The organism is Mycobacterium sp. MYCO198283, assembly GCF_021213805.1.
In the GTDB taxonomy this organism is placed as follows: Bacteria; Actinomycetota; Actinomycetes; order Mycobacteriales; family Mycobacteriaceae; genus Mycobacterium.
The window spans coordinates 1-18,898 of the sequence record NZ_JAJQJI010000011.1; the positions used below are offsets into that span (position 1 = coordinate 1).

Below are 18,898 nucleotides of genomic sequence, written 5' to 3' on the forward strand. Positions count from 1 at the left end.
CGACGGTACGCATGATCGTGTCGGCAACGACAGCCCGCAAGCAGGCAGTAACCTCAGACATCGGGACCCCTCGGCGGGTGGGCGAAGCTTGGTGTAGGAACCCGCATCGTCACCCACCGAGGGCCCACCTCCGCTCACCGACACGACACCATCACCCCGACACCCGCTGAGCACAGCCGCACTCTCAATTACGAAGAGCCCCTTAAGTATTATCTAAGCTCTATTCCGACACATGCCCGAATTGAGAACTGACAGAATGGCTGAGAATCCAGACGAACGGCCCGAATACACTGATGCGCAAAAAGAGCAGATCAGAAAGGCGTATCAAGGCCTGACCGCAGGCATGCAGGGCCCCGACCTGTCGAAGCTCATGCCCTCGATCGCGGAGATCCAGCGTGACGCCATGCCGAATCTGGACGCCATCGCAAAGTCCCTTATGCCGACGCAAGATTTTGGCGTCGACTTTGCAAAATCGCTTCAAGCGAATATTCCGAAATTCAAGCTCGATCTTCCAGCGCTTCAACTCGATTACACGCGATTACTCGGCCCGGCGCTCAATATCGAAAACCTTGGGCTCAAGAATCTGATCGACTCGTCGAGCCTGAAAGTCTTCGACAAGATATACACCGATCAACGCAAGCAGTTTGAAGGCATTCTCGAGGACTTCAGACGATTTATCGACGGCATGCTGCCGCCGAACTGGCGTGGCGTTCGCGGTATGAGCCAGCTCGAAACGCTCCTATTGGACGAAGGGCTCGCACTCGCCTGGGTGCCGCCGACCGACATACTCAACGCATTGCTCGCGGCCTCGTCGAAGCAAGAGCGGCGGCGGATTCTCGGGAGGCGTTGGAAGCGAATCGTCACTGCCTGCCGCGAGTCGATCGAGTCCGCGTCAGAGTCTGAGTTCGCTCAGTACCGCGGCTTCGCCCTGAACGTCATCAAGATGTTGGAGGATGGGCATCCCGAAGGGGCGCAGGCGCTGGCCGCCAATTTGCTCGACACGATGTTGCGCGAGACGCTCGACGGACCATCCCGTAAGGAAGTCACCGATCAGCGCAACCGACTGTCAATCGACGACCTGCCGATGCGGGCGGCGATGGTGTTTGGTGGCATATGGGGCTCACACACGGAGTTCTGGCAGAGTCGGGGCGACTCCATCCCTCGTGAGTTCACTCGGCACGGTAGTGCGCATGCCGTGTCGCGGAAACAGTATTCGCGAATCAACGCGGTCATTGCGCTGATGCACGTGACCGCCTACATCATGCTGCTTGATAGTGGTGACCTGTCCTAGATGCCCCGCCTTACACACCACACTTTCACCAGCCAGCGCGATCACCTGCGCGGGATCTGGCACCTGACCAATCGAGAGTTCGCGCTGCTCACCACACACGAGCAGTTGGACTTACATCGCTTCTTCGCCGTCGTGAACTGGCTCGGGCCCAGCAGCGGACTGGACCGCAAGCCTCAACGCGATCGACGCGGGTTGCCGCCTCTCGATCGAAGAACGACGCCATTGGCACGCAGCAGCGCTGAGATGGTGCGCTTGGCCAAGTGATGCTGAGTCATGAGCTCATTCGCCGAGACTCCGGCTCGGTACTTGCGGCTCATCTCGTCGATCTCCGCCTGACTGACTTGTCTTTTTAACGCCCGGCGGCCCTGAAGGGGTGTTTCAGGTTGCCGTGGTTCGGCGGCGGTAATGAGTTCCTGCAGGTCAGCGAGCCGCGACCCCAGGGTCGAATTCTTCGAGTAGCCTCTGATCAGCTCCACAGCTAAATAGCAGGTGAGCGGCTCGGCAGGCGTGTGCTCTGCGATGACATCCGCCCGTCGGTGCAGTCTTATTCGTATGGGCAGACTCATCTATGGCATGAATGTGTCGGTCGACGGCTACATCTGCGATCCGCAGGGAAGCATCGACTGGTCCGATCCGAGCGAAGAACTGCACCAGTACTGGAACGACTTCGAGCGCGAGACCGCGTGCGCGTTCTACGGGCGGCGGCTCTACGAACTGATGTCCGCCTACTGGCCGACCGCCGATCACGCGCCGGACGCCACCCCGATGATCGCCGACTTCGCGCAGATCTGGCGCGACATGCCCAAGGTCGTGTTCTCCCGCACGCTGGAGTCCGTCGACTGGAACTCCCGCCTCGAACGCGGCGACCCGGTCGAGGTGATCACGAAGGTGAAAGCCGACACCGACGGCAGGCTGGAAGTGGCGGGCGCAACCTTGGCCGCACCGATCGTGCGCGCCGGACTGGTCGACGAATACCGGCTTGTCGTCGCGCCCACCGCCGTCGGCGGCGGCACCCCGTTCTTTCCGGCGCTGCCGTCGTGGATCCGGCTGCGACTGTTGGAGAACCGCACATTCCCCGGCGGCGCGGTCCTGCTGCGCTACGAGGCCACCGAACCCTGACATACAACCCCACCGCCGGGCCTCAGACCACCAACAGCGCAACCGTCACCAGCATCACGACGGCGGTGATGCCGTGCACTCCCAGCGCGACGGATCGCGAGCCGCCACTGCGCAGCACGATCCAGGCGTCGGAGACCGGGATGACCGAGGCGGCCAACAGCATCCAGGCGAGCGGACGAGTGGCTCCGGACACGAGGAGCGCGATGACCATCAGCCCCGAGGCGATGTCGCGAACCCCTTTCGCGGCCAGGTAGGCGTCGCCGGACGGCTGGCCGCGCTCCGCGGGCACCCCGTAGCCGGCGGCGGCCACCTTCGGCGCGATGAGGAAACGCGCGCCGACCACGATGATGGCCGCGGCGATCAAACCGGCGAGGACGTCGGCAATGGTGGACATCACGGCAGCTCCTGGAGGTCTCGGGTCGTCGTCACGGGAGCAGCGCCACGCACAGCGCCGCCAGCGCCGAACCCTGCAGTACGGCGCGCGCACCGATGACGCGGTCCCAACTCGCCTGCAGCGCACGGCCGTTCGGCAGCGGCTCGCGCCGGTCAGCCGCCGCCGTCAGTCGGCGGTTGATGGGTGCGCTGACGCGCAGGTAGAGCGCGATCCACGCCAGCAGCAGGACCGCCGCGACGCCCGCCGCGATGGCCGGTCTGCCCTGTCCGGACGCCGCGGCGAGCGCTGCGCTGGTCGAAGTGGCGAGCGTCCCGAGCACTCCGGGCACGGGGAGGCGTCGGTCGCCGTACCGGTGCACCTCACCGGTGACGGCGACCAGCGCGTCGTCTGGAATCGACGCCAGCGCCGGCCGCAGCACCACGGCGCAGAACACGTCCGTGCCGTAAACGACCGCGGTGGCCAGCACCGCGACGACTGCGGCGACATGAGCAAGATCGAGGGTCATGCGACCGTCCTTCCTCCAGGGTTAGCAATGCTAACCCTGACGGGGGCGATTCGCAATAGCGGCGCTACGAGGAGAAGCGGTGCTAGCGTCCGGTATGGCCACCACCGATCGGCGTGAGCGCGAACGAGCCGCCCGCCGGCGGCTGATCTTGACCGCGGCACGCACACTGGCCGAGGCCGAAGGCTGGGACGCCGTCACAACGCGTCGGCTGTCCACCGAGATCGAGTACAGCCAGCCCGTGCTCTACAAACACTTCGCCGGGATGGACGAGATCGCCGCGGCGATCGCCCGCGAGGGCTTCGGCGAGCTGGCGGACGCGCTGCGTAAGGCCCGGATCCGCGGGGAGGCCCTGACCGAGACCGCCCGCGCCTACCTGGATTTCGCCTACGACAACCCCGCCCTCTACGACGCGATGTTCACGCGGGCCACCACCCTGCGCTTCGCCGAGGGGGACACGCCGCCCGAATTGGCCGCGGCATTCGCCGAACTGCGGCGCGCGGTCGAACCCGTCGCCGACGACCGAGACGCGGATGCGCTGACCGAGGTGCTGTGGGCGGCCCTGCACGGGCTCGTCAGCCTCGGCCGTGCCGGAAGGCTACAGCCCGGCCAGCAATCGCAGCGTCTCGAACTCCTCGTCGAGCGATTCGACGGGGGACGTCGAGCAGATCGGTGACGCCCCGCCATCGGTCGAGCCGCCAGTAGGTCCTCGACGCCGTGCGCACCAACCGCTTTCGCAGCACGCCGCCCGCGACGAGCCCGCAGCAGAAACCGACGATCAGATAACGGCGGACGCGTCGCCGCCGCCGGCGTATCGCTGCGACGATAACGCCGCACACCGCCGCTCCGGTGGCCACGACAGCGAGCAGCACGACGAGCGATACCGCTCCCAGCGACGCCATCGGCCACCTTTCGGACGGGCCCGGGATCAGGCCGCCTGCCCGATCAAAGCACCGCGCTCGACGGCCGAGGCTCGTCGTGACCGAAGCGTGGGGCAACCGTTATTGCACCGGCCGCAGCACGACGATTCCCGGGACGGTGGCCAGATAGTCGCGGAACGGCGAGTCGACCACCGACATGTCCTGCGCCCGCGAGGAGGCGTTGCGGAGGACGGGTCCGTCCGGTCCGGAGATGAAGATGCCGACGTGGGTGACGTCGAGGCCGCCGTCCTCGGCATAGGCGCCGATGTAGTCGCCGGTCCGCAGCGCACCGATGACGGCGTCGTCGACCAGTGCGCGGGGAAGGTAGGTCACCGTCCGCGACACGATCGGCAGGCCAGGCAGATACACGCCGCCGTCGTCCTTGGCGTTCAGGTTCTTCTGGGTGCTGACGGCGTGGGGGCCGAGGGTCGTCGTGATGTCGGTGGCCACGGCGGGCGCGGCGGCGGCCCAGTCGGTGAAGAAGTGCCGTCGTGTCGGGAAGGAGACGACGCCGTTCTTGTACCGCACCTGCGTGAGCGCCGCGAGATAGCCGTCGCGGGTGTCGGCACGCTTGGCCGCCTCGACGTAATCGGCGTAGGTGAAGCAGTCGACCCGTGCCAGGTCGACGACGAGCTGCTCGGGTTCGCTCTCCGATCCGACGAGGGTGTTCGCGACGTACGGCGTGCCGAGGAACTGCCGGGACAGCACCTCGGACCTGTCGGCAGGCGCCGTCTCGCCGCGCAGGATCAGCAGCTGGTCGAGTAGCTGCCGGCTGCCCGCGTCGATCTGCACGACTGCCGGCAGCGCCGAGGCGGCGGTGGGTGGGGGAACGGCGGCGGCCGAGGGTGCGGTGCTGGTCGATGCGGTACTGGGCGGCGCGGACGGGGTTGGCGCATCGGGCGGCGAGCAGCCGACGAGCACCAGCAGCGCCAGGGCGGCTCGCACCGCGCAGCGGCCGGGCGCGTTCATCATCGTGCGTCGACGCTGTCGTTGCCGGCCGCGGTCTCGACGTCGCGTCGCTCCGGCCAGCGCGCCAGCAGCAGGAACAGCGCACCGCCGCACCAGGCCGTCACACCGGCGAAGACCAGGAAGCCGTCGAAGCTGTCGCTGTGCTGCAGCGTGCGACTGAGGATGAACGCGCCGAGCGCCGAGGATACGCCGACGCCGGCCATCAGCACGCTCAGGACCGTGCTGAAGACCGCCAGCTCGAAGCGCCGTGCCACGAGGTATGCCACGACGTCGCCCTCGGCGCCCCACGCCGCCCCCAGGCAGCAAACCGCCACCATCAGCATAGCCACGCTGTCTGACCCCGACGCGATGAGCAGGCAGCCGACGCCCGGCAGCCCCATCGCGACGGCGGCCACCACGTGCGGCGTGAGGCGGTCCAGCGCGACGCCGCAGACGAACCGCCCGGCGATCACGGCCCCGGCGAACACCGATATCAGCAGTGCTGTCGCCTCACCGCTGCGCAGCGAGTCGCCCAGCACCACGCCGAGCTGGGCCGTCGTCACCGAGTGGTACAGGTTGCACAGCAACACCCCGCCCAGCAGGAGCCAGAACACCGGGCTGCGTCCGATCGCGCGGTAGTCGGCGCGCGTGCGGCGCGGTGCCGCACCGGGCGTGGCGTCGCTGCGGGGGATGAGGTGAAGCGCGACGGCGCCGAGCACCGCGATGGCGGCGGCGATGGTCAGGCATCCCGCGCGCCAGCCGTAGCTGCGGTTGACGATGTCGAGGACCGGAGACGCGACCGCGCCGAGCAGCGGCGGACCGGAGATCGCGACAGCCAGCGCCAGGCCGCGCGCCCGATGGAAACGGATGGCGACGATGCGGCTGTAGATCGCGGGCGTCGTCGTGACGCCCACCGCGATGATTGCGACGTTGATGGCGAAGTACTGCCAGATCGGCCCCGACATCAGGGCGTAGGCGATCCAGCAGGCCGGCAGCCCGACGACGCCGACCACCGCGACGCGCCGCACGCCGAACACGTCGGTCAGCCGGCCGTACACCGGCAGGAAGACGAACGTCAGCAGCGTGATGACGCCGGTGAGCACGAAATCCGAGCGGTTCCACCCGAACGCGGCCAGGAACTGCGGCGCCATCGCCGCATTGGTGTAGGCGCTCAAGCTCAGGCCGGCGCTCAGGCCCGCGGTCGCCGCGGCCAGTGGCTGCCAGTTCGCCCGCAGCTCACCGGGATAGCTCGACCGCTGGTGTTCGGTCAGGGCTGTGGGCCGAATCGGTGCGGGAAGCCGGCGCGTCGCGGCTCCAGCTGCGCCTCGCGCTGCCGGGGCGTCATGGCGGACACCGGCACGGTGTCCACCGTGGCCCTGGCCCGCGGTTCGGCGGCGAGGTGCTCGGCGGTGGCGAGCGCGCCGACCCGTCCGGCGTACCGGCCGCCGGCCGGCGCGTCACACCTAATCAACATGGCGCTCCTCCCGCTCGGACGGCCGCCGTCAACGCTAGAGCGACCCGGCCTCGGGCGTCAGCCGTTTGACCGCGTGACGTAGGCGAGCACCCGGACGTCGTCGGTGGTGAAGCGACCGACCTCCTCACCGCCGTCGCAGGTGAGCAGCGCGATGGTCACCCGGTCGGGCGTCGAGGTGACGACCCGCCAGTGCGCACCGGAGTCCTCCCACCGCCGCAGCTCGTCGAGCCGATCCTCGTCAGCGCTCACCGGCGTCCTTCACCGGACCAGTGTCCTATCCTGTGGGCTCGTGAGCACCGGAATCGCCGTCGCCATCGCCGTCATCTTCGGCTGGCTCGGCATGGTGCTGGCGATCTCGTTCCTCGAAGCGCCGTTGAAGTTCCGGGCGCCGGGCGTGACGACGCAGATCGGGCTGGGCATCGGCCGGTTGGTCTTCCGCGCGCTCAACGCCTGCGAGAGCGTGTTCGCGATCGCCGTCGCAGCGGCGCTGTTTGCCACCGGCGGCGGAACCGGCGTCGACGTCGCGGTCACCGCGGCCGTCGCCGCGCTGGTCGCGCAGATCGTCCTCGTCCGCCCGTTCCTCGGCCGGCGCACCGCGGCCGTGCTGGCCGGGGAGGACGCGCCCCGCTCGCGCGCCCACCACGCCTACATCGCGCTGGAAGCGGTCAAGGTGGTCGGTCTGATGACCGCCGGGATCCTGCTGCTCGGCTCGGCCTGACGACCCGAGGAAGGTAAGCCGACCCTCACTTGCTCGGGTAAGGTCGGCGTCGACCATGCCTGGTACCGACGACGCCGCCGCCGCGCCGGTGCTGCCGCGTGAATTGACCGATATCCCCGACCGGGTGCGACGCGTTCCGCGACCGCCCGTGCCGGTGCTGGCCGAGCCGTTCGCGATCCGCGTCGTCGACCCCGACCGTGACGCGGCGCTGCTGGCGGAGTGGATGAACCGGCCGCATCTCGCCGCGACGTGGGAGTACGACCGGCCGCAGTGGTGGTGGCACCGCCACGTGTCGGCGCAGCTGGCCGGCGAGTACTCGCTGCCGCTGATGGCGAGCCTGCGGGGCGCTGAGCGGGGCTATGTCGAGGTGTACCGCGCGGCCAAGGACTCGATCGCGTCCTGTTACGACGCCGAACCCCACGATCTCGGTGTGCACGCCGCCGTCGCCGACCCGAAGATCGTCAACCGCGGACTCGGCCCGCTGCTGCTGCCCAAGATCGTCGCGAGCCTGTTCGACCGCGAACCGGACTGCCGGCGGGTGATGTTCGATCCCGATCACCGCAACATCGGCGCCCGCCGGCTCTGCGAGTTCGTCGGCTGCCGCTTCCTCGGCGAGCACGACATGGCGAACCGGCGGATGGCGCTCTATGCGTTTCCGCGGCCCATCACGTCGTCGTAGCCGGCGAAGTCGGGCGTCATCGCCGCCGCCACCAGCTCCCACAGCACCTCGTCGGTGCCGCCGCCCACCCGGGCCAGCTTCATGTCGCGCCACCACCGGCCCAGCGGGGTCTCGTCGACGAGATAGCCGGCGCCACCGAAGATGTGCATGCACTCCGACACCACCTCTTCGCCGAGGCGCGCCGCGGTCACCTTGGTGGCCGCGGCCGTCCGCAGGTCCAGCCGGCCGGTCTGGGCGATGCCGTGGAGCGCGTGGCGCAGCAGGTCCACCCGGGCCTGCAGGTCGGCGACCCGGAACCGCAGTGCCTGATGCTCATACAGCGTGTGCCCGAACTGGCGGCGCTGCACCATCCGCGCGAGCGTGATGCCGAGCGCCCGCTGACACGACGACGCCACCTGCCCCGCGATGGACAGGCGCTCGTGCGCCAGTCCCCAGCTGATGGCGGCCAGACCCGTTCCCGCCCTGGCGATCAGCGCGTCCGCGGGCAGCCAGGTGTCGATGTGCACCGCGGCCGTGTCGAGCGGTCCGGCGCCCACTTTGCGGTAGGGCTGCTGCACCGCCACGCCGGGGTCGTCGAGCGGCACGGCGACCAGCGCGACGTTGCCGTGACGGCTGTGCTGGTCGTGGTCGACGCTGCGGACGACGGCGATGACGTAGTCGGCGATCGGTGACAGCGATACGAATTTCTTGACACCCCGCACCTCGAAACCGCCTGCCGCCGTGCGCAGCTCGGTCTCGACGATCTGCAGGTCCGAGCCGCCGGACTCCTCCGAGGCGCCGATGCACAGCACCGCGTCGCCGGCGATGGCCCGGTCGGCGACGGTCCGCAGGTGATCGGACCGGGCGAAGCGGCGCAGGATCGCGATGGCGGAATCGTGCAGGCTGACGCCGACGCCGATCCCGGCGGACTGCAGCCGCCCGAGCGCGAACGCCAGCTCGTTGAGCTTGGCGACGTCGGGCTGCTGCCGGCTGCCCCACTTGCCGTCGAACACGCCGGCGCGGCCCAGGTGTTCGACGAGCTGGCGCGGAAACCGTTCGGTGGCTTCGGCTTCCGCCGTCCACGCCCGCACCTGCGGGCCGAAGGCCTCGTCGAGCAGGGACCGGTAGTCGTCCACCGTCAGCTCGGTCACGGTGGTCATGTGCCCACCAGCGTGCGCCGGACCTCCAGTCGGCGGAGCTTTCCGGACGAGGTGCGCGGCAGGGAGCCGGGCGCCACGAACCTCACCTCCGCGGGCACCACGCCGCACACCGACGCCACCCGCCGGATGAGTTCGCTGCGCGCGCCGGATTCGTCGGTGCCGCGGTATTCGGCGGAGACGACCAGCGCCGGCCGTGCGGCGGCACCGCCCGCGACCGCGACCACGGCGCCCTGGCGGACACCTTCGACCTGCGCAGCGACGCGTTCGACCTCGGTGGGGAAAATGTTGCGGCCGGCGACGGTGATGATCTCCTCGATCCGGCCGCACACGACCAGGCCGTCGGCGGTGACGTAGCCGAGATCGCCGGTCGGGAACCAGGATTGCGCGTCAAGGGGCTCGTCGCCGAGATACCCGGCCATCATGGACGCGCCGCGCACCTCGATCTCGCCGATGCCGCGGCCGGCGGCGTCGGCGACGTCATAGCCCGTGGGCGTGATCCGCAGGTGCATCCCCGCGACCGGCTGACCCAGCACCGCGTGGTTTCGGACGCGGCCCTCGTCGTCGACGACACTGTCGACGACCAGCCCGGTGCCCGGCGCGGGAATCGTGACGGCGCAGGTCGATTCGGCCAGCCCGTAGGACGGCGACGCCGCCGCGCCGTCGTATCCGAAGCGCGCCATGGCGTCGGCGAAGCTCGCCATGCCGTCGCAGTCGACGGGTTCGCCACCGTTGAGGGCGAACCGCAGCGCGGACAGATCGGCGTCGCGAACGGCGTTGCCGTACTTGCCGATCACACCGTAGGCGAAGTTCGGGGCCGCGGTGAGCGTCGCGCGGCTCTCCGTCAGCCAGGCCGGCCAGCGCAACGGCGACCCAGCGAACGCCGAGGTCGGCGCCAGCCACAGCGGCACTCCGGAGTAGGCGCCGGCGAGTAGGAATGCCAGGCCCATGTCGTGATAGAGGGGCAACCAGCTGTGACCGACGTCGGAACCGGCGTCCACCCCGACCCGCTCGGTGAGCGCCCGAACATTGCTCAGCACCGCGTCGGGCGACAGCAGTGCGGTGCGGGGGCTTCCGGTGGAACCGGCGGTGCCCTGCAGCAGCGCGACGTCCGTCGGGCCGACCGGCGCGACGGACGCCCGGGCTGCGCCGTGCGCAATCGGCGCGACGTCGTGGATGCGCAGCGCCGAGTCCACCGACTCGAGGGTGCCGACGAACTCCTCCGATGCGAGAACGGTCCGGACACCGAGGGACTGGCACCGCTCGACGGTGGCACCGGCCCAGCGCGCGGGCTCGGCGCCGCGAACCGGGTTCGGGAGTATCGAGATGCCGGCGCCGGCGAGCCAGGCGCCGAAGATGCCGGCGACGAACTCGGCCGTCGGCTCGCCGACCAGGCCCACCGGCGCGTCACCGTTCTCGTCGAGCAGGCGCGTCGCGACCGCCTGCGCCATGGCCAGCACCTCCGGCCACGGCGTGGCGTGCCAGGCGCCGGCCGCTTTGTCGAAGACGACGAGGTCGTGCGGTGAGGTCGACAGCGACGCCGAGAAGGCGTCGGCGAGCACGCTCACGCGGGTGTCTTCGCCAGGATGGCGTCCTCGAGGTCGCCGACGGTGTCGCAGCCGAGCAGTTCCTCCTCGCTCAACGCGACGCCGAGCTTGTCCTCGATGGCCACCATGCCGACCGCGAACGCCACCGAGTCCAGCCCGACGTCGTCGACGAGATGCGAGTCGCGGGTCAGGCGGGCGATGCCGACGCCCAGGTCCTCGCGCAGGATGCCCTCGAGCGCGACGCTGACGGATTCGGATCGTGACGCTTCCACGGCGCAGGACGCTACCACGTTGAGTTAGGTTAGCCTCACATAAAGGAGCGGGTGATCGCCAGGCCGGCGTACGCCGCCGAAAGGCCCATGACGAGGCTCGCGGCGGCGTAGGCGAGGCCGCGCCACCGTTCGTCGCGGAGCAGGCGCAGCGTCTCGGCGCCGAACGTCGAATAGGTGGTCAGCGCGCCGCAGAACCCGGCGCCCACCACCGCCGACGCCGTCGGCCCCACCGGAACCGCCGTCAGGCCCGCCAGCAGGAACGAGCCCGCGACGTTGACCACGAACGTGCCCCACGGCCACCGTCGGCCGCTCGTGAGCCAGCGGTCGACGAGATAGCGCAGCGGAGCGCCGATCGCGGCACCGAGCGCCACCCACAGCAGCGTCATGCGGGCCGCCGGACCAGGCGCTCGCCCACCGCGACCGCGGCCACGCCGGTGATCACCTGCAGGCCGAGGTAGGCAAGCGCCGTCGCCGGCTCGCCGTGATCGATCAATTGCTGCACCTCGACGATGTGGGTGCTGAAGGTGGTGTAGCCGCCGAGCACGCCGACGCCCAGGAAGGGCCGCAGCAGGGTCTGGTCCGGCCGGAAGCGCTCGATCGCGGCCAGCAGCGCGCCGAGCAGCAGACAGCCCGACACGTTGATCACGAACGTCGCCCAGCCGATGGTGTCCGGTGGGTGCGGCCAGGCCCCTTCGATCAACGCCCGGGACACCGCGCCGACCACACCCCCGAGCGCCACCAGCACGAGGATGCGAAACGTCGTCATGGCACTTCCGATGTCGAGGTGACCGGCCGGCGAGAAGCCTAGGACGCAGGAGCAGAATCGAGGACATGGCCGCCCATCCGCGCGCCGGGCAACCGGCGCGACCCGAAGACCTGATCGACGTGGCGCATGTGGTGACCGCGTACTACACCGTCACGCCTGACCCTGAGGACGTCGGGCAGCAGGTGGTCTTCGGCACGTCGGGTCACCGCGGCTCAAGCCTCGACGGCGCCTTCAACGAAGCGCACATCCTGGGCACCACGCAGGCGATCGTCGAGTACCGGGCGGCGCAGGGCACGACCGGACCGCTGTTCATCGGCCGCGACACCCATGCGCTGTCGGAGCCCGCGTGGGCGTCGGCGCTGGAAGTGCTCGCCGCGAACGACGTGGTGGCCATGGTCGACGCGGCCGACCGCTACACGCCGACCCCGGCCGTCAGCCACGCGATCCTGCGCCACAACGCCGGCCGCGCCGACCGGCTGGCCGACGGCATCGTCGTCACCCCGTCACACAACCCGCCTCGCGACGGCGGCTTCAAGTACAACCCGCCCAACGGCGGGCCGGCCGACACCGACGCCACCCGCGCGATCGCCGCGCGCGCCAACGAGCTGCTGCGCGACGGGCTGCGCGGCGTCAAGCGGCGGCCGTTCGCGGCGGCGCGGCAGGCGGCGCAGCCGCACGACTATCTGGGCGACTATGTGGCCGACCTGCCGAACGTCGTCGACCTCGACGCCATCCGGTCGGCGGGCATCCGCATCGGCGCCGATCCGATGGGCGGCGCCAGCGTCGACTACTGGGGCGCGATCGCCGAGGCCCACGGCCTCGACCTGACGGTGGTCAATCCGCTCGTCGACGCCACCTGGCGGTTCATGACCCTCGACACCGACGGCAAGATCCGGATGGACTGCAGCTCGGCGAACGCGATGGCTGGGCTGATTGCCAATCGCGGCGAGTACCAGATCGCGACCGGCAACGATGCCGACTCCGATCGCCACGGCATCGTCACGCCCGACGCCGGGCTGCTCAACCCGAACCACTTCCTGGCCGTCGCGATCGACTACCTCTACACGCACCGGCCCGACTGGCCCGACGGCGTCGCGGTGGGCAAGACGGCCGTGAGCTCGTCGATCATCGACCGGGTGGTCGAGGGCATCGGCCGCACGCTGGTGGAAGTGCCCGTCGGGTTCAAGTGGTTCGTCGACGGATTGCTCACCGGCACTATCGGTTTCGGTGGTGAGGAGTCGGCCGGGGCGTCGTTCCTGCGCCGCGACGGCTCGGTGTGGACCACCGACAAAGACGGCATCATCCTGGCGCTGCTGGCCTCGGAGATCCAGGCAGTCACTGGTCAGTCGCCGTCGCAGCGGTACGCCGCACTCGCCGAGCGTTACGGCGCGCCGACCTACGCCCGCATCGACGCGCCCGCAGACCGCGAGCAAAAGGCTCGCCTCGCCGAGCTGTCGGCCGAGCAGGTCCAAGCGACCCAGCTGGCCGGCGACGAGATCACCGCCAAGCTCACCACCGCGCCGGGCAACGGCGCGCCGCTCGGCGGGCTCAAGGTGACGACGCGCGACGCCTGGTTCGCCGCCCGGCCGTCGGGCACCGAGGACGTCTACAAGATCTACGCCGAGTCCTTCCGCGGACCCGACCACCTGCGGGCCGTGCAGGATGCCGCCCGCGAGGTGGTCAATGCGGTCATCGGGTGACTGACACTGCGTCGACGACGCTCCCGCGGGAAGTCTGGCTGCTCGTCTCGGCGAATGTCGTCGTCGCGCTCGGCTACGGCGTCGTCGCCCCGGTGCTGCCGCAGTACGCGCGCAACTTCGGGGTGAGCATCAGCGCGGCGACGTTCGTCATCACCGCGTTCGCGATGATGCGGCTCGTCGGCGCCGCGCCCGCCGGCCTGCTGGTGCAGCGGTGGGGGGAGCGGCGGATCTACATCACCGGCCTGCTGATCGTCGCGGTGTCCACCGGCGCCTGCGCCTTCGCCGACAGCTACGGGCAGCTGCTGCTGTTCCGTGCCGCGGGCGGCGTGGGCTCGGCGATGTTCACGGTGTCGTCGCTGGGGCTGATGATCCGCATCTCGCCGCCCGGCGCCCGCGGCCGCGTCGCCGGGCTCTTCTCGTCGGGGTTCCTGATCGGGTCGGTGTGCGGGCCGGTGCTCGGCAGCCTCACCGCCGGTCTCGGGCTCTCCGCGCCGTTCCTCATCTACGGCGCCGCCCTGCTCGTCGCGCCGGCCGTCATCTTCGTCAGCCTGCGCCGCAGCGCACTCGCCGCGCCCATCGAGTCGACCGAACCCGCCGTCTCCGTGCGAGAAGTGTTGCGCCACCGCGCGTACCGAGCGGCGCTGTTCTCCAACTTCACGACGGGCTGGGCGGCGTTCGGGTTGCGGATCGCGCTGGTGCCGCTGTTCGTGGTCGAGGTGCTCGACCGCGGGGCCGGCGTCGCAGGGCTGGCGCTCGCCACCTTCGCCGTCGGCAACGTCTCCGCGACCATCCCGAGCGGCTACCTCTCCGACCGGGTCGGCCGGCGCAGGCTGCTGATCAGCGGGCTCACGGTCGCCGCGGTGTCGACCATGTTCGTCGGGCTCACCACGTCGCTGCCGGTGTTCCTCGTGGCGGCCTATGTGACCGGAGCGGCGACGGGCGTCTTCGTGGCGCCGCAGCAGGCCGCCGTCGCCGACATCATCGGCAACCGCGCCCGCGGCGGGACGGCTGTCGCCACGTTCCAGATGATGTCCGACGTCGGGTCCATCGTCGGGTCCCTGCTCGTCGGGCAGATCGCCCAGTACCTGTCGTTCTCGTGGGCGTTCGTCATCAGCGGCGGCATCCTGCTGCTGGCCGCCCTCGGCTGGGTGCTCGCGCCCGAAACCCGGCCGCCGTCGGTGCGCTCGTCGACCCCGAACCGGCCCCTGGGGTCCGAGGCTGCGGGGGAGTTGCCCTAGCCGCCCACGGTTTTGAGGGCCCCTGCGCCGTGGTGTAGCTTTGGCGGGCACGCGGGGCTATGGCGCAGCTGGTAGCGCACCACACTGGCAGTGTGGGGGTCAGGGGTTCGAGTCCCCTTAGCTCCACCCAAAACCGCAGGTCAGGAGCGTCAGTTCCGCTCACTGGCGCCGTTCGACAGCACGACCGTGAGCCCGTCCTGTGGATCTGCCGACGCCGCGCGCGCTTTGAGAACCGCGGCACCACCGCACGGTCGGGGAGTGTGCGATCTGATACGCCGCCAACGGCGTATCGCGTATGAAACCGCACATTCGAGCGCGTGCGCCGGGCCAACGTGCGCCGGGCAAACGTGCGCCGGGCAAAGGTGCGCTTCGGCCACGCCACGCACGCTCACCCCGCCACGAGCGTGCGCGGAATGCACGCGTTTCGCGGCGCGTCGGCGTGCAGACACGCACGCTCGCGCAAACGGGGGGGACCGGGCAGTGAGCGCTACGAGCAGTTGTTGGGGCGGGCGACGATGACGCCGAGGTAGGAGTCGGCGCTGATCTCCTCGCCGGCGGACGGGTACTGGTAGCAGACGGTCCAGTTCGTCTCGTTATGAATGTCCTGCGCGGGGCCGTCGTTCTGGGCGTTGAGCGTCAGGTCTTCGCTCAGCGACTTCACGGTGGCCTCCGCGTGCTGCAGGCTCATGCCCTTGATGTCCGGCATCTCATAGGTCTCGTCGTCGGCGGCAGCTGGGGCGGCGAGCCCGGTGGCGATGACGAGCGCTGACAGCGAGCCGATGATCGCGGTGGAGGCCTTGGCCATTGGAATCTCCTTGACGGTGGAAGGGAGCCTGCTTTGCTGTTGTACTACGCAAAACCGTGAGCCCTAACTTATCCGACGACGAACCGCCGCTCGCTGCGATCGGCGCCTGGCAGGATCGTTGGTCGCACCAGGGATCGGAAGGAGCCGCATGAGCAGGCAGCCAGCCGACAGCCACGACGTCATCCGCGTGCGCGGCGCGCGGGAGAACAACCTGCGCAACATCGACGTGGAGATCCCCAAGCGCCGGCTGACGGTGTTCACCGGCGTCTCGGGCTCCGGCAAGAGTTCGCTGGTGTTCGGAACGATCGCCGCGGAGTCGCAACGGCTGATCAACGAGACCTACAGCGCCTTCGTGCAGGGTTTCATGCCCACGCTGTCGCGGCCCGACGTCGACACACTCGAAGGCCTGACGGCGGCGATCATCGTCGACCAGGAGCGCCTCGGCGCCAATCCGCGCAGCACCGTCGGCACCGTCACCGACGCCTACGCGCTGCTGCGGATCCTGTTCAGCCGCCGCGGTGAACCTCACATCGGGTCGCCGCAGGCGTTCTCGTTCAACGTCGCCTCGATCAGCGGGGCGGGCGCGGTGACGATGGACAAGGGCGGCCGGACCGTCAAAGAGCGGCGCGAGTTCAGTATCACCGGCGGCATGTGCCCGCGCTGTGAGGGCCGCGGCGCGGTGTCCGATATCGACGTGACGGCGCTCTACGACGACACCAAGTCGATCAACGAGGGCGCCATCACGGTGCCCGGCTACAGCATGGACGGCTGGTACGGCCGGATCTACCGGGGCTGCGGCTTCTTCGATCCGGACAAGCCGATCCGCAAGTTCACGAAGAAAGAGCTCGACGCGCTGCTGCACATGGAGCCGACCAAGATCAAGGTCGACGGCGTCAACCTCACCTACGCCGGGCTCATCCCGCAGATCCGCAAGTCCTTCCTCGCCAAGGACGTCGACGCCATGCAGCCGCACATCCGCGCCTTCGTCGAGCGCGCCGTCACGTTCGCCACCTGCCCGGAGTGTGACGGCACCCGGCTCACGGCGCTCGCGCGGTCATCGAAGATCAAGGGCTGCAACATCGCCGACATATGCGCGCTGCAGATCACCGACGCCGCAAGCTGGATCCGCGAGCTCGACGACCCGGGGGTGGCGCCGCTGCTCACCGCGCTCGGCGACACGCTCGAGGCGTTCGTCGAGATCGGCCTCGGCTATCTCTCGCTCGACCGGCCCGCCGGCACCCTGTCGGGCGGAGAAGCGCAGCGCACCAGGATGATCCGCCACCTCGGGTCAGCGCTCACCGACGTCACCTACGTCTTCGACGAACCGACCACCGGCCTGCACCCGCACGACATCGCCCGGATGAACGAGCTGCTGCTGCGGCTGCGCGACAAGGGCAACACCGTGCTGGTCGTCGAACACGAGCCGGAGACCATCGCGATCGCCGACCACGTCGTCGACCTGGGGCCGGGCGGCGGCACCGCCGGCGGACAGGTGACGTTCGAGGGCAGGCCCGCCGAGCTCCGGCGCAGCGACACCGTCACCGGACGCCACCTCGACGAGCGCATCGAGCTCAAGCCCGCGGTCCGCAAGCCGACGGGCACCTTGCCGATCCGCGGCGCGGCGACCCACAACCTGCGCGACGTGGACGTCGACATCCCGCTGGGGGTGCTGGTCGCGATCACCGGCGTCGCCGGCTCCGGCAAGAGCTCGCTGGTGGACGGCTCGCTCGCCCGCCGCAACGGCGTGGTGGTGATAGACCAGGCGCCGATCCGCGGGTCGCGCCGCAGCAATCCGGCCACCTACACCGGACTGCTCGAGCCGATCCGCAAGGCGTTCGCCAAGGCCAACGGCGTGAAGGCAGCGCTGTTCAGCTCGAACTCCGAGGGCGCCTGCCCGGCCTGCAACGGCGCGGGCGTCATCTTCACCGAACTCGGCGTGATGGCCACCGTCGAGTCCCCGTGCGAGGAGTGCGGCGGCAGGCGATTCCAGCCCGCGGTGCTGGAGTACCGCCTCGGCGGCCGCGACATCAGCGAGGTGCTGGCGATGCCGGTGACCGAGGCGGCCGCCTTCTTCGCTTCTCGTGACGCGAAGGTGCCTGCGGCCCAACACATCCTGCGCCGGCTGACGGACGTCGGGCTCGGATACCTGACGCTCGGTCAGCCGCTCACCACGCTGTCGGGCGGTGAGCGGCAGCGGCTGAAGCTGGCCGCCCAGCTCGCCGACAAGGCCGAGGTCTACGTCCTCGACGAGCCGACCGCCGGGCTGCACCTGGCGGATGTCCGCCAGCTACTCGACCTGCTCGACCGGTTGGTCGACGACGGCCGTTCGGTGATCGTCGTCGAGCACCACCAGGCGGTCATGGCGCACGCCGACTGGATCGTCGACCTCGGACCCGGCGCCGGCCACGACGGCGGCCGGATCGTCTTCGAGGGCACCCCGGCGGATCTGGTCGCCGCCAGGTCGACGCTCACCGGCCGGCATCTCGCCGAGTACGTCGGCGCCACGGGCGACTGAGCACACCCTTACCGCGGGCAGGTACTGTCCCGACGAACCGATCCCCACCGGCGAAAGCGAGCGCGACGTGACCACACCCGACGAGGTCACCGGCCTGCGGCTGCTCGTCGTGGGAGCGTCCTCGGGCATCGGTCACGCGGTCGCCGTCGACGCTGCCGAGCGCGGCGCCACCGTCGCCGTCGCCGCTCGGCGGATGGCGCAGCTCCGGGAGCTGGCCGAGACGGTCGGTGGGACCGCCTACGAGCTCGACGTCGAGGACCCGGTGGCGATCGAGGAGGTCGTCGCCGCGGCGGCGCGACAGCTCGGCGGCCTGGACGCGGTGGTGGTCACGAGCACCGTGGTGCCCTTCGCCTACATCGAGGACACTGACATCACCACCTGGATGCACGCGTTCGCCGTCAACGCCGTCGGTGCCAACAACGTGCTGCGGGCAGCGCTGCCGCAGCTGTCCGACGCGGGGGTCGTGCTGATCGCGTCGAGCCACGACGTCGGCCGGCCGCGCGCCGGTGTGGCCGCCTACAGCGCCAGCAAAGCCGCGCTCGACGAGATCCTGCACTCCTGGCGCGGCGAGCACCCGGAGCTGTCCGTCATCCGCGTGGGGATCGGTCCCACCGAGGACACCGAAATCCTGCGCGGCGCCGACCGCGACCTGCTGGCGCAGCTCTTCCGGTCCTGGGTGCGGCAGGGCCAGCTCCCGGCGCAGATGTCAGCGCTGCGCGACGTCGCGGACACGCTCGTGTCGCTGGTGGCGCTGGCGCACCGCAATCCCAGCGTCGTCCCCGAGTTCGTCCAGCTCGCGCCGCGGATCCGCACCGCCGGGAGCCGCGACACCGGGTAGCGCGATGAGTTTCGCGGGCGCCGGCGGTCGATACCT

At 69.9% G+C, this 18,898-nt stretch carries 22 protein-coding genes and 1 tRNA gene; 10 read left to right on the forward strand and 13 right to left on the reverse strand.

Annotation, left to right across the window (positions count from 1 at the left end; genetic code table 11):
• The first annotated feature begins 256 nt into the window (after positions 1–256).
• The gene (locus tag LV457_RS18645; RefSeq protein WP_232173030.1) at positions 257–1,291 is read left to right on the forward strand and encodes a hypothetical protein; all 1,035 of its coding nucleotides are present in this window, start codon (positions 257–259) and stop codon (positions 1,289–1,291) included.
• A gap of 173 nt (positions 1,292–1,464) precedes the next feature.
• Here the strand turns inward: LV457_RS18645 and LV457_RS18650 are convergent, their stop codons facing one another.
• Complete coding sequence (locus tag LV457_RS18650) at positions 1,465–1,857, reverse strand: hypothetical protein (RefSeq protein WP_232173126.1); 393 nt, start codon at positions 1,855–1,857, stop codon at positions 1,465–1,467.
• Between LV457_RS18650 and LV457_RS18655 the strand changes: the two genes are divergently transcribed.
• Complete coding sequence (locus LV457_RS18655) at positions 1,844–2,410, forward strand: dihydrofolate reductase family protein (RefSeq protein ID WP_232173031.1); 567 nt, start codon at positions 1,844–1,846, stop codon at positions 2,408–2,410. The two genes, LV457_RS18650 and LV457_RS18655, sit on opposite strands and share 14 nt — an antisense overlap.
• Before the next feature lie 22 nt (positions 2,411–2,432).
• Here LV457_RS18655 and LV457_RS18660 read toward each other — a convergent pair whose 3' ends face one another.
• Positions 2,433–2,804: a DUF4267 domain-containing protein gene (locus tag LV457_RS18660; RefSeq protein ID WP_232173032.1), complete on the reverse strand. Its 372-nt coding sequence runs from the start codon at positions 2,802–2,804 to the stop codon at positions 2,433–2,435.
• A gap of 31 nt (positions 2,805–2,835) precedes the next feature.
• Entirely contained in the window at positions 2,836–3,309 is a 474-nt protein-coding gene (locus tag LV457_RS18665; protein WP_232173033.1) for a DUF1772 domain-containing protein, read from the reverse strand.
• 94 nt (positions 3,310–3,403) lie between these two features.
• On the opposite strand from LV457_RS18665, the gene LV457_RS18670 reads away from it, so the two are divergent.
• The gene (locus tag LV457_RS18670; protein WP_232173121.1) at positions 3,404–3,982 is read left to right on the forward strand and encodes a TetR/AcrR family transcriptional regulator; all 579 of its coding nucleotides are present in this window, start codon (positions 3,404–3,406) and stop codon (positions 3,980–3,982) included.
• Between the two features lie 325 nt (positions 3,983–4,307).
• On the opposite strand, the gene LV457_RS18675 is transcribed toward LV457_RS18670, so the two are convergent.
• From LV457_RS18675 to LV457_RS18690, 4 genes are all read right to left on the reverse strand, one after another.
• Positions 4,308–5,198, reverse strand: coding sequence for an N-acetylmuramoyl-L-alanine amidase-like domain-containing protein (locus LV457_RS18675; protein ID WP_232173034.1), 891 nt, complete (start codon positions 5,196–5,198; stop codon positions 4,308–4,310).
• Positions 5,195–6,349 carry an MFS transporter gene (locus LV457_RS18680; protein WP_232173035.1) on the reverse strand — a complete coding sequence of 385 codons (1,155 nt, stop codon included), beginning with the start codon at positions 6,347–6,349 and terminating at the stop codon, positions 5,195–5,197. The genes LV457_RS18675 and LV457_RS18680 overlap by 4 nt, the downstream gene beginning before the upstream one ends.
• A gap of 92 nt (positions 6,350–6,441) precedes the next feature.
• On the reverse strand, positions 6,442–6,648 hold the full coding sequence (locus LV457_RS18685) for a hypothetical protein (protein WP_232173036.1): 207 nt from the start codon (positions 6,646–6,648) through the stop codon (positions 6,442–6,444).
• 57 nt (positions 6,649–6,705) lie between these two features.
• Positions 6,706–6,897, reverse strand: a complete 192-nt coding sequence (locus LV457_RS18690; protein WP_232173037.1) for a hypothetical protein — start codon at positions 6,895–6,897, stop codon at positions 6,706–6,708.
• A 40-nt stretch (positions 6,898–6,937) separates the two neighbouring features.
• Here LV457_RS18690 and LV457_RS18695 point away from each other — a divergent pair, with 40 nt between their 5' ends.
• Both LV457_RS18695 and LV457_RS18700 read left to right on the forward strand, forming a co-directional pair.
• On the forward strand, positions 6,938–7,366 hold the full coding sequence (locus LV457_RS18695; RefSeq protein WP_232173038.1) for a hypothetical protein: 429 nt from the start codon (positions 6,938–6,940) through the stop codon (positions 7,364–7,366).
• 55 nt (positions 7,367–7,421) lie between these two features.
• A complete protein-coding gene (locus LV457_RS18700; protein WP_232173039.1) occupies positions 7,422–8,045 on the forward strand; it encodes a GNAT family N-acetyltransferase in 624 nt (207 codons plus the stop codon).
• Here the strand turns inward: LV457_RS18700 and mbtN are convergent.
• Genes mbtN through LV457_RS18725 form a run of 5 tightly spaced genes read right to left on the reverse strand, consistent with a single transcriptional unit; the run spans position 8,012 to position 11,766 of the window.
• Entirely contained in the window at positions 8,012–9,184 is a 1,173-nt protein-coding gene (mbtN, locus tag LV457_RS18705; RefSeq protein WP_232173040.1) for a mycobactin biosynthesis acyl-ACP dehydrogenase MbtN, read from the reverse strand. The genes LV457_RS18700 and mbtN overlap by 34 nt on opposite strands.
• Positions 9,181–10,749, reverse strand: a complete 1,569-nt coding sequence (gene mbtM / locus LV457_RS18710; RefSeq protein ID WP_232173041.1) for a long-chain-fatty acid--ACP ligase MbtM — start codon at positions 10,747–10,749, stop codon at positions 9,181–9,183. Before mbtM ends, mbtN begins: the two co-directional genes overlap by 4 nt.
• Entirely contained in the window at positions 10,746–11,000 is a 255-nt protein-coding gene (locus LV457_RS18715; RefSeq protein WP_232173042.1) for an acyl carrier protein, read from the reverse strand. Before LV457_RS18715 ends, mbtM begins: the two co-directional genes overlap by 4 nt.
• Positions 11,001–11,035: 35 nt before the next feature.
• Positions 11,036–11,386, reverse strand: a complete 351-nt coding sequence (locus LV457_RS18720) for a CrcB family protein (protein WP_232173043.1) — start codon at positions 11,384–11,386, stop codon at positions 11,036–11,038.
• Positions 11,383–11,766, reverse strand: a complete 384-nt coding sequence (locus LV457_RS18725) for a CrcB family protein (protein ID WP_232173044.1) — start codon at positions 11,764–11,766, stop codon at positions 11,383–11,385. The genes LV457_RS18720 and LV457_RS18725 overlap by 4 nt, the downstream gene beginning before the upstream one ends.
• A 65-nt stretch (positions 11,767–11,831) precedes the next feature.
• Between LV457_RS18725 and pgm the strand changes: the two genes are divergently transcribed.
• The 3 genes from pgm to LV457_RS18740 all read left to right on the forward strand — a co-directional run bounded on the left by pgm (position 11,832) and on the right by LV457_RS18740 (position 14,830).
• Positions 11,832–13,466, forward strand: coding sequence for a phosphoglucomutase (alpha-D-glucose-1,6-bisphosphate-dependent) (gene pgm, locus LV457_RS18730; RefSeq protein ID WP_232173045.1), 1,635 nt, complete (start codon positions 11,832–11,834; stop codon positions 13,464–13,466).
• Positions 13,463–14,704: an MFS transporter gene (locus LV457_RS18735; protein WP_232173046.1), complete on the forward strand. Its 1,242-nt coding sequence runs from the start codon at positions 13,463–13,465 to the stop codon at positions 14,702–14,704. Before pgm ends, LV457_RS18735 begins: the two co-directional genes overlap by 4 nt.
• Before the next feature lie 53 nt (positions 14,705–14,757).
• Positions 14,758–14,830: transfer RNA gene (locus tag LV457_RS18740), tRNA-Ala, on the forward strand.
• Between the two features lie 361 nt (positions 14,831–15,191).
• On the opposite strand, the gene LV457_RS18745 is transcribed toward LV457_RS18740, so the two are convergent.
• Positions 15,192–15,509, reverse strand: a complete 318-nt coding sequence (locus LV457_RS18745) for a PASTA domain-containing protein (protein WP_232173047.1) — start codon at positions 15,507–15,509, stop codon at positions 15,192–15,194.
• A gap of 148 nt (positions 15,510–15,657) precedes the next feature.
• On the opposite strand from LV457_RS18745, the gene LV457_RS18750 reads away from it, so the two are divergent.
• Positions 15,658–18,024, forward strand: a complete 2,367-nt coding sequence (locus tag LV457_RS18750) for an excinuclease ABC subunit UvrA (RefSeq protein WP_232173048.1) — start codon at positions 15,658–15,660, stop codon at positions 18,022–18,024.
• Positions 18,025–18,091: 67 nt separating this feature from the next.
• Positions 18,092–18,862, forward strand: a complete 771-nt coding sequence (locus LV457_RS18755) for an SDR family oxidoreductase (RefSeq protein WP_232173049.1) — start codon at positions 18,092–18,094, stop codon at positions 18,860–18,862.
• The last annotated feature ends 36 nt before the right edge of the window (positions 18,863–18,898 follow it).

Excerpts from the sequence above, each read along its gene's own strand:
- LV457_RS18645 (WP_232173030.1), top strand. The coding sequence starts at position 257 with ATGGCTGAGAATCCAGACGAACGGCCCGAATACACTGATGCGCAAAAA.
- LV457_RS18655 (WP_232173031.1), top strand. The coding sequence starts at position 1,844 with ATGGGCAGACTCATCTATGGCATGAATGTGTCGGTCGACGGCTACATC.
- LV457_RS18650 (WP_232173126.1), bottom strand. The coding sequence starts at position 1,857 with ATGAGTCTGCCCATACGAATAAGACTGCACCGACGGGCGGATGTCATC.
- LV457_RS18660 (WP_232173032.1), bottom strand. The coding sequence starts at position 2,804 with ATGTCCACCATTGCCGACGTCCTCGCCGGTTTGATCGCCGCGGCCATC.
- LV457_RS18665 (WP_232173033.1), bottom strand. The coding sequence starts at position 3,309 with ATGACCCTCGATCTTGCTCATGTCGCCGCAGTCGTCGCGGTGCTGGCC.
- LV457_RS18670 (WP_232173121.1), top strand. The coding sequence starts at position 3,404 with ATGGCCACCACCGATCGGCGTGAGCGCGAACGAGCCGCCCGCCGGCGG.
- LV457_RS18675 (WP_232173034.1), bottom strand. The coding sequence starts at position 5,198 with ATGATGAACGCGCCCGGCCGCTGCGCGGTGCGAGCCGCCCTGGCGCTG.
- LV457_RS18685 (WP_232173036.1), bottom strand. The coding sequence starts at position 6,648 with ATGTTGATTAGGTGTGACGCGCCGGCCGGCGGCCGGTACGCCGGACGG.
- LV457_RS18700 (WP_232173039.1), top strand. The coding sequence starts at position 7,422 with ATGCCTGGTACCGACGACGCCGCCGCCGCGCCGGTGCTGCCGCGTGAA.
- mbtN (WP_232173040.1), bottom strand. The coding sequence starts at position 9,184 with ATGACCACCGTGACCGAGCTGACGGTGGACGACTACCGGTCCCTGCTC.
- LV457_RS18720 (WP_232173043.1), bottom strand. The coding sequence starts at position 11,386 with ATGACGCTGCTGTGGGTGGCGCTCGGTGCCGCGATCGGCGCTCCGCTG.
- LV457_RS18725 (WP_232173044.1), bottom strand. The coding sequence starts at position 11,766 with ATGACGACGTTTCGCATCCTCGTGCTGGTGGCGCTCGGGGGTGTGGTC.
- pgm (WP_232173045.1), top strand. The coding sequence starts at position 11,832 with ATGGCCGCCCATCCGCGCGCCGGGCAACCGGCGCGACCCGAAGACCTG.
- LV457_RS18745 (WP_232173047.1), bottom strand. The coding sequence starts at position 15,509 with ATGGCCAAGGCCTCCACCGCGATCATCGGCTCGCTGTCAGCGCTCGTC.
- LV457_RS18750 (WP_232173048.1), top strand. The coding sequence starts at position 15,658 with ATGAGCAGGCAGCCAGCCGACAGCCACGACGTCATCCGCGTGCGCGGC.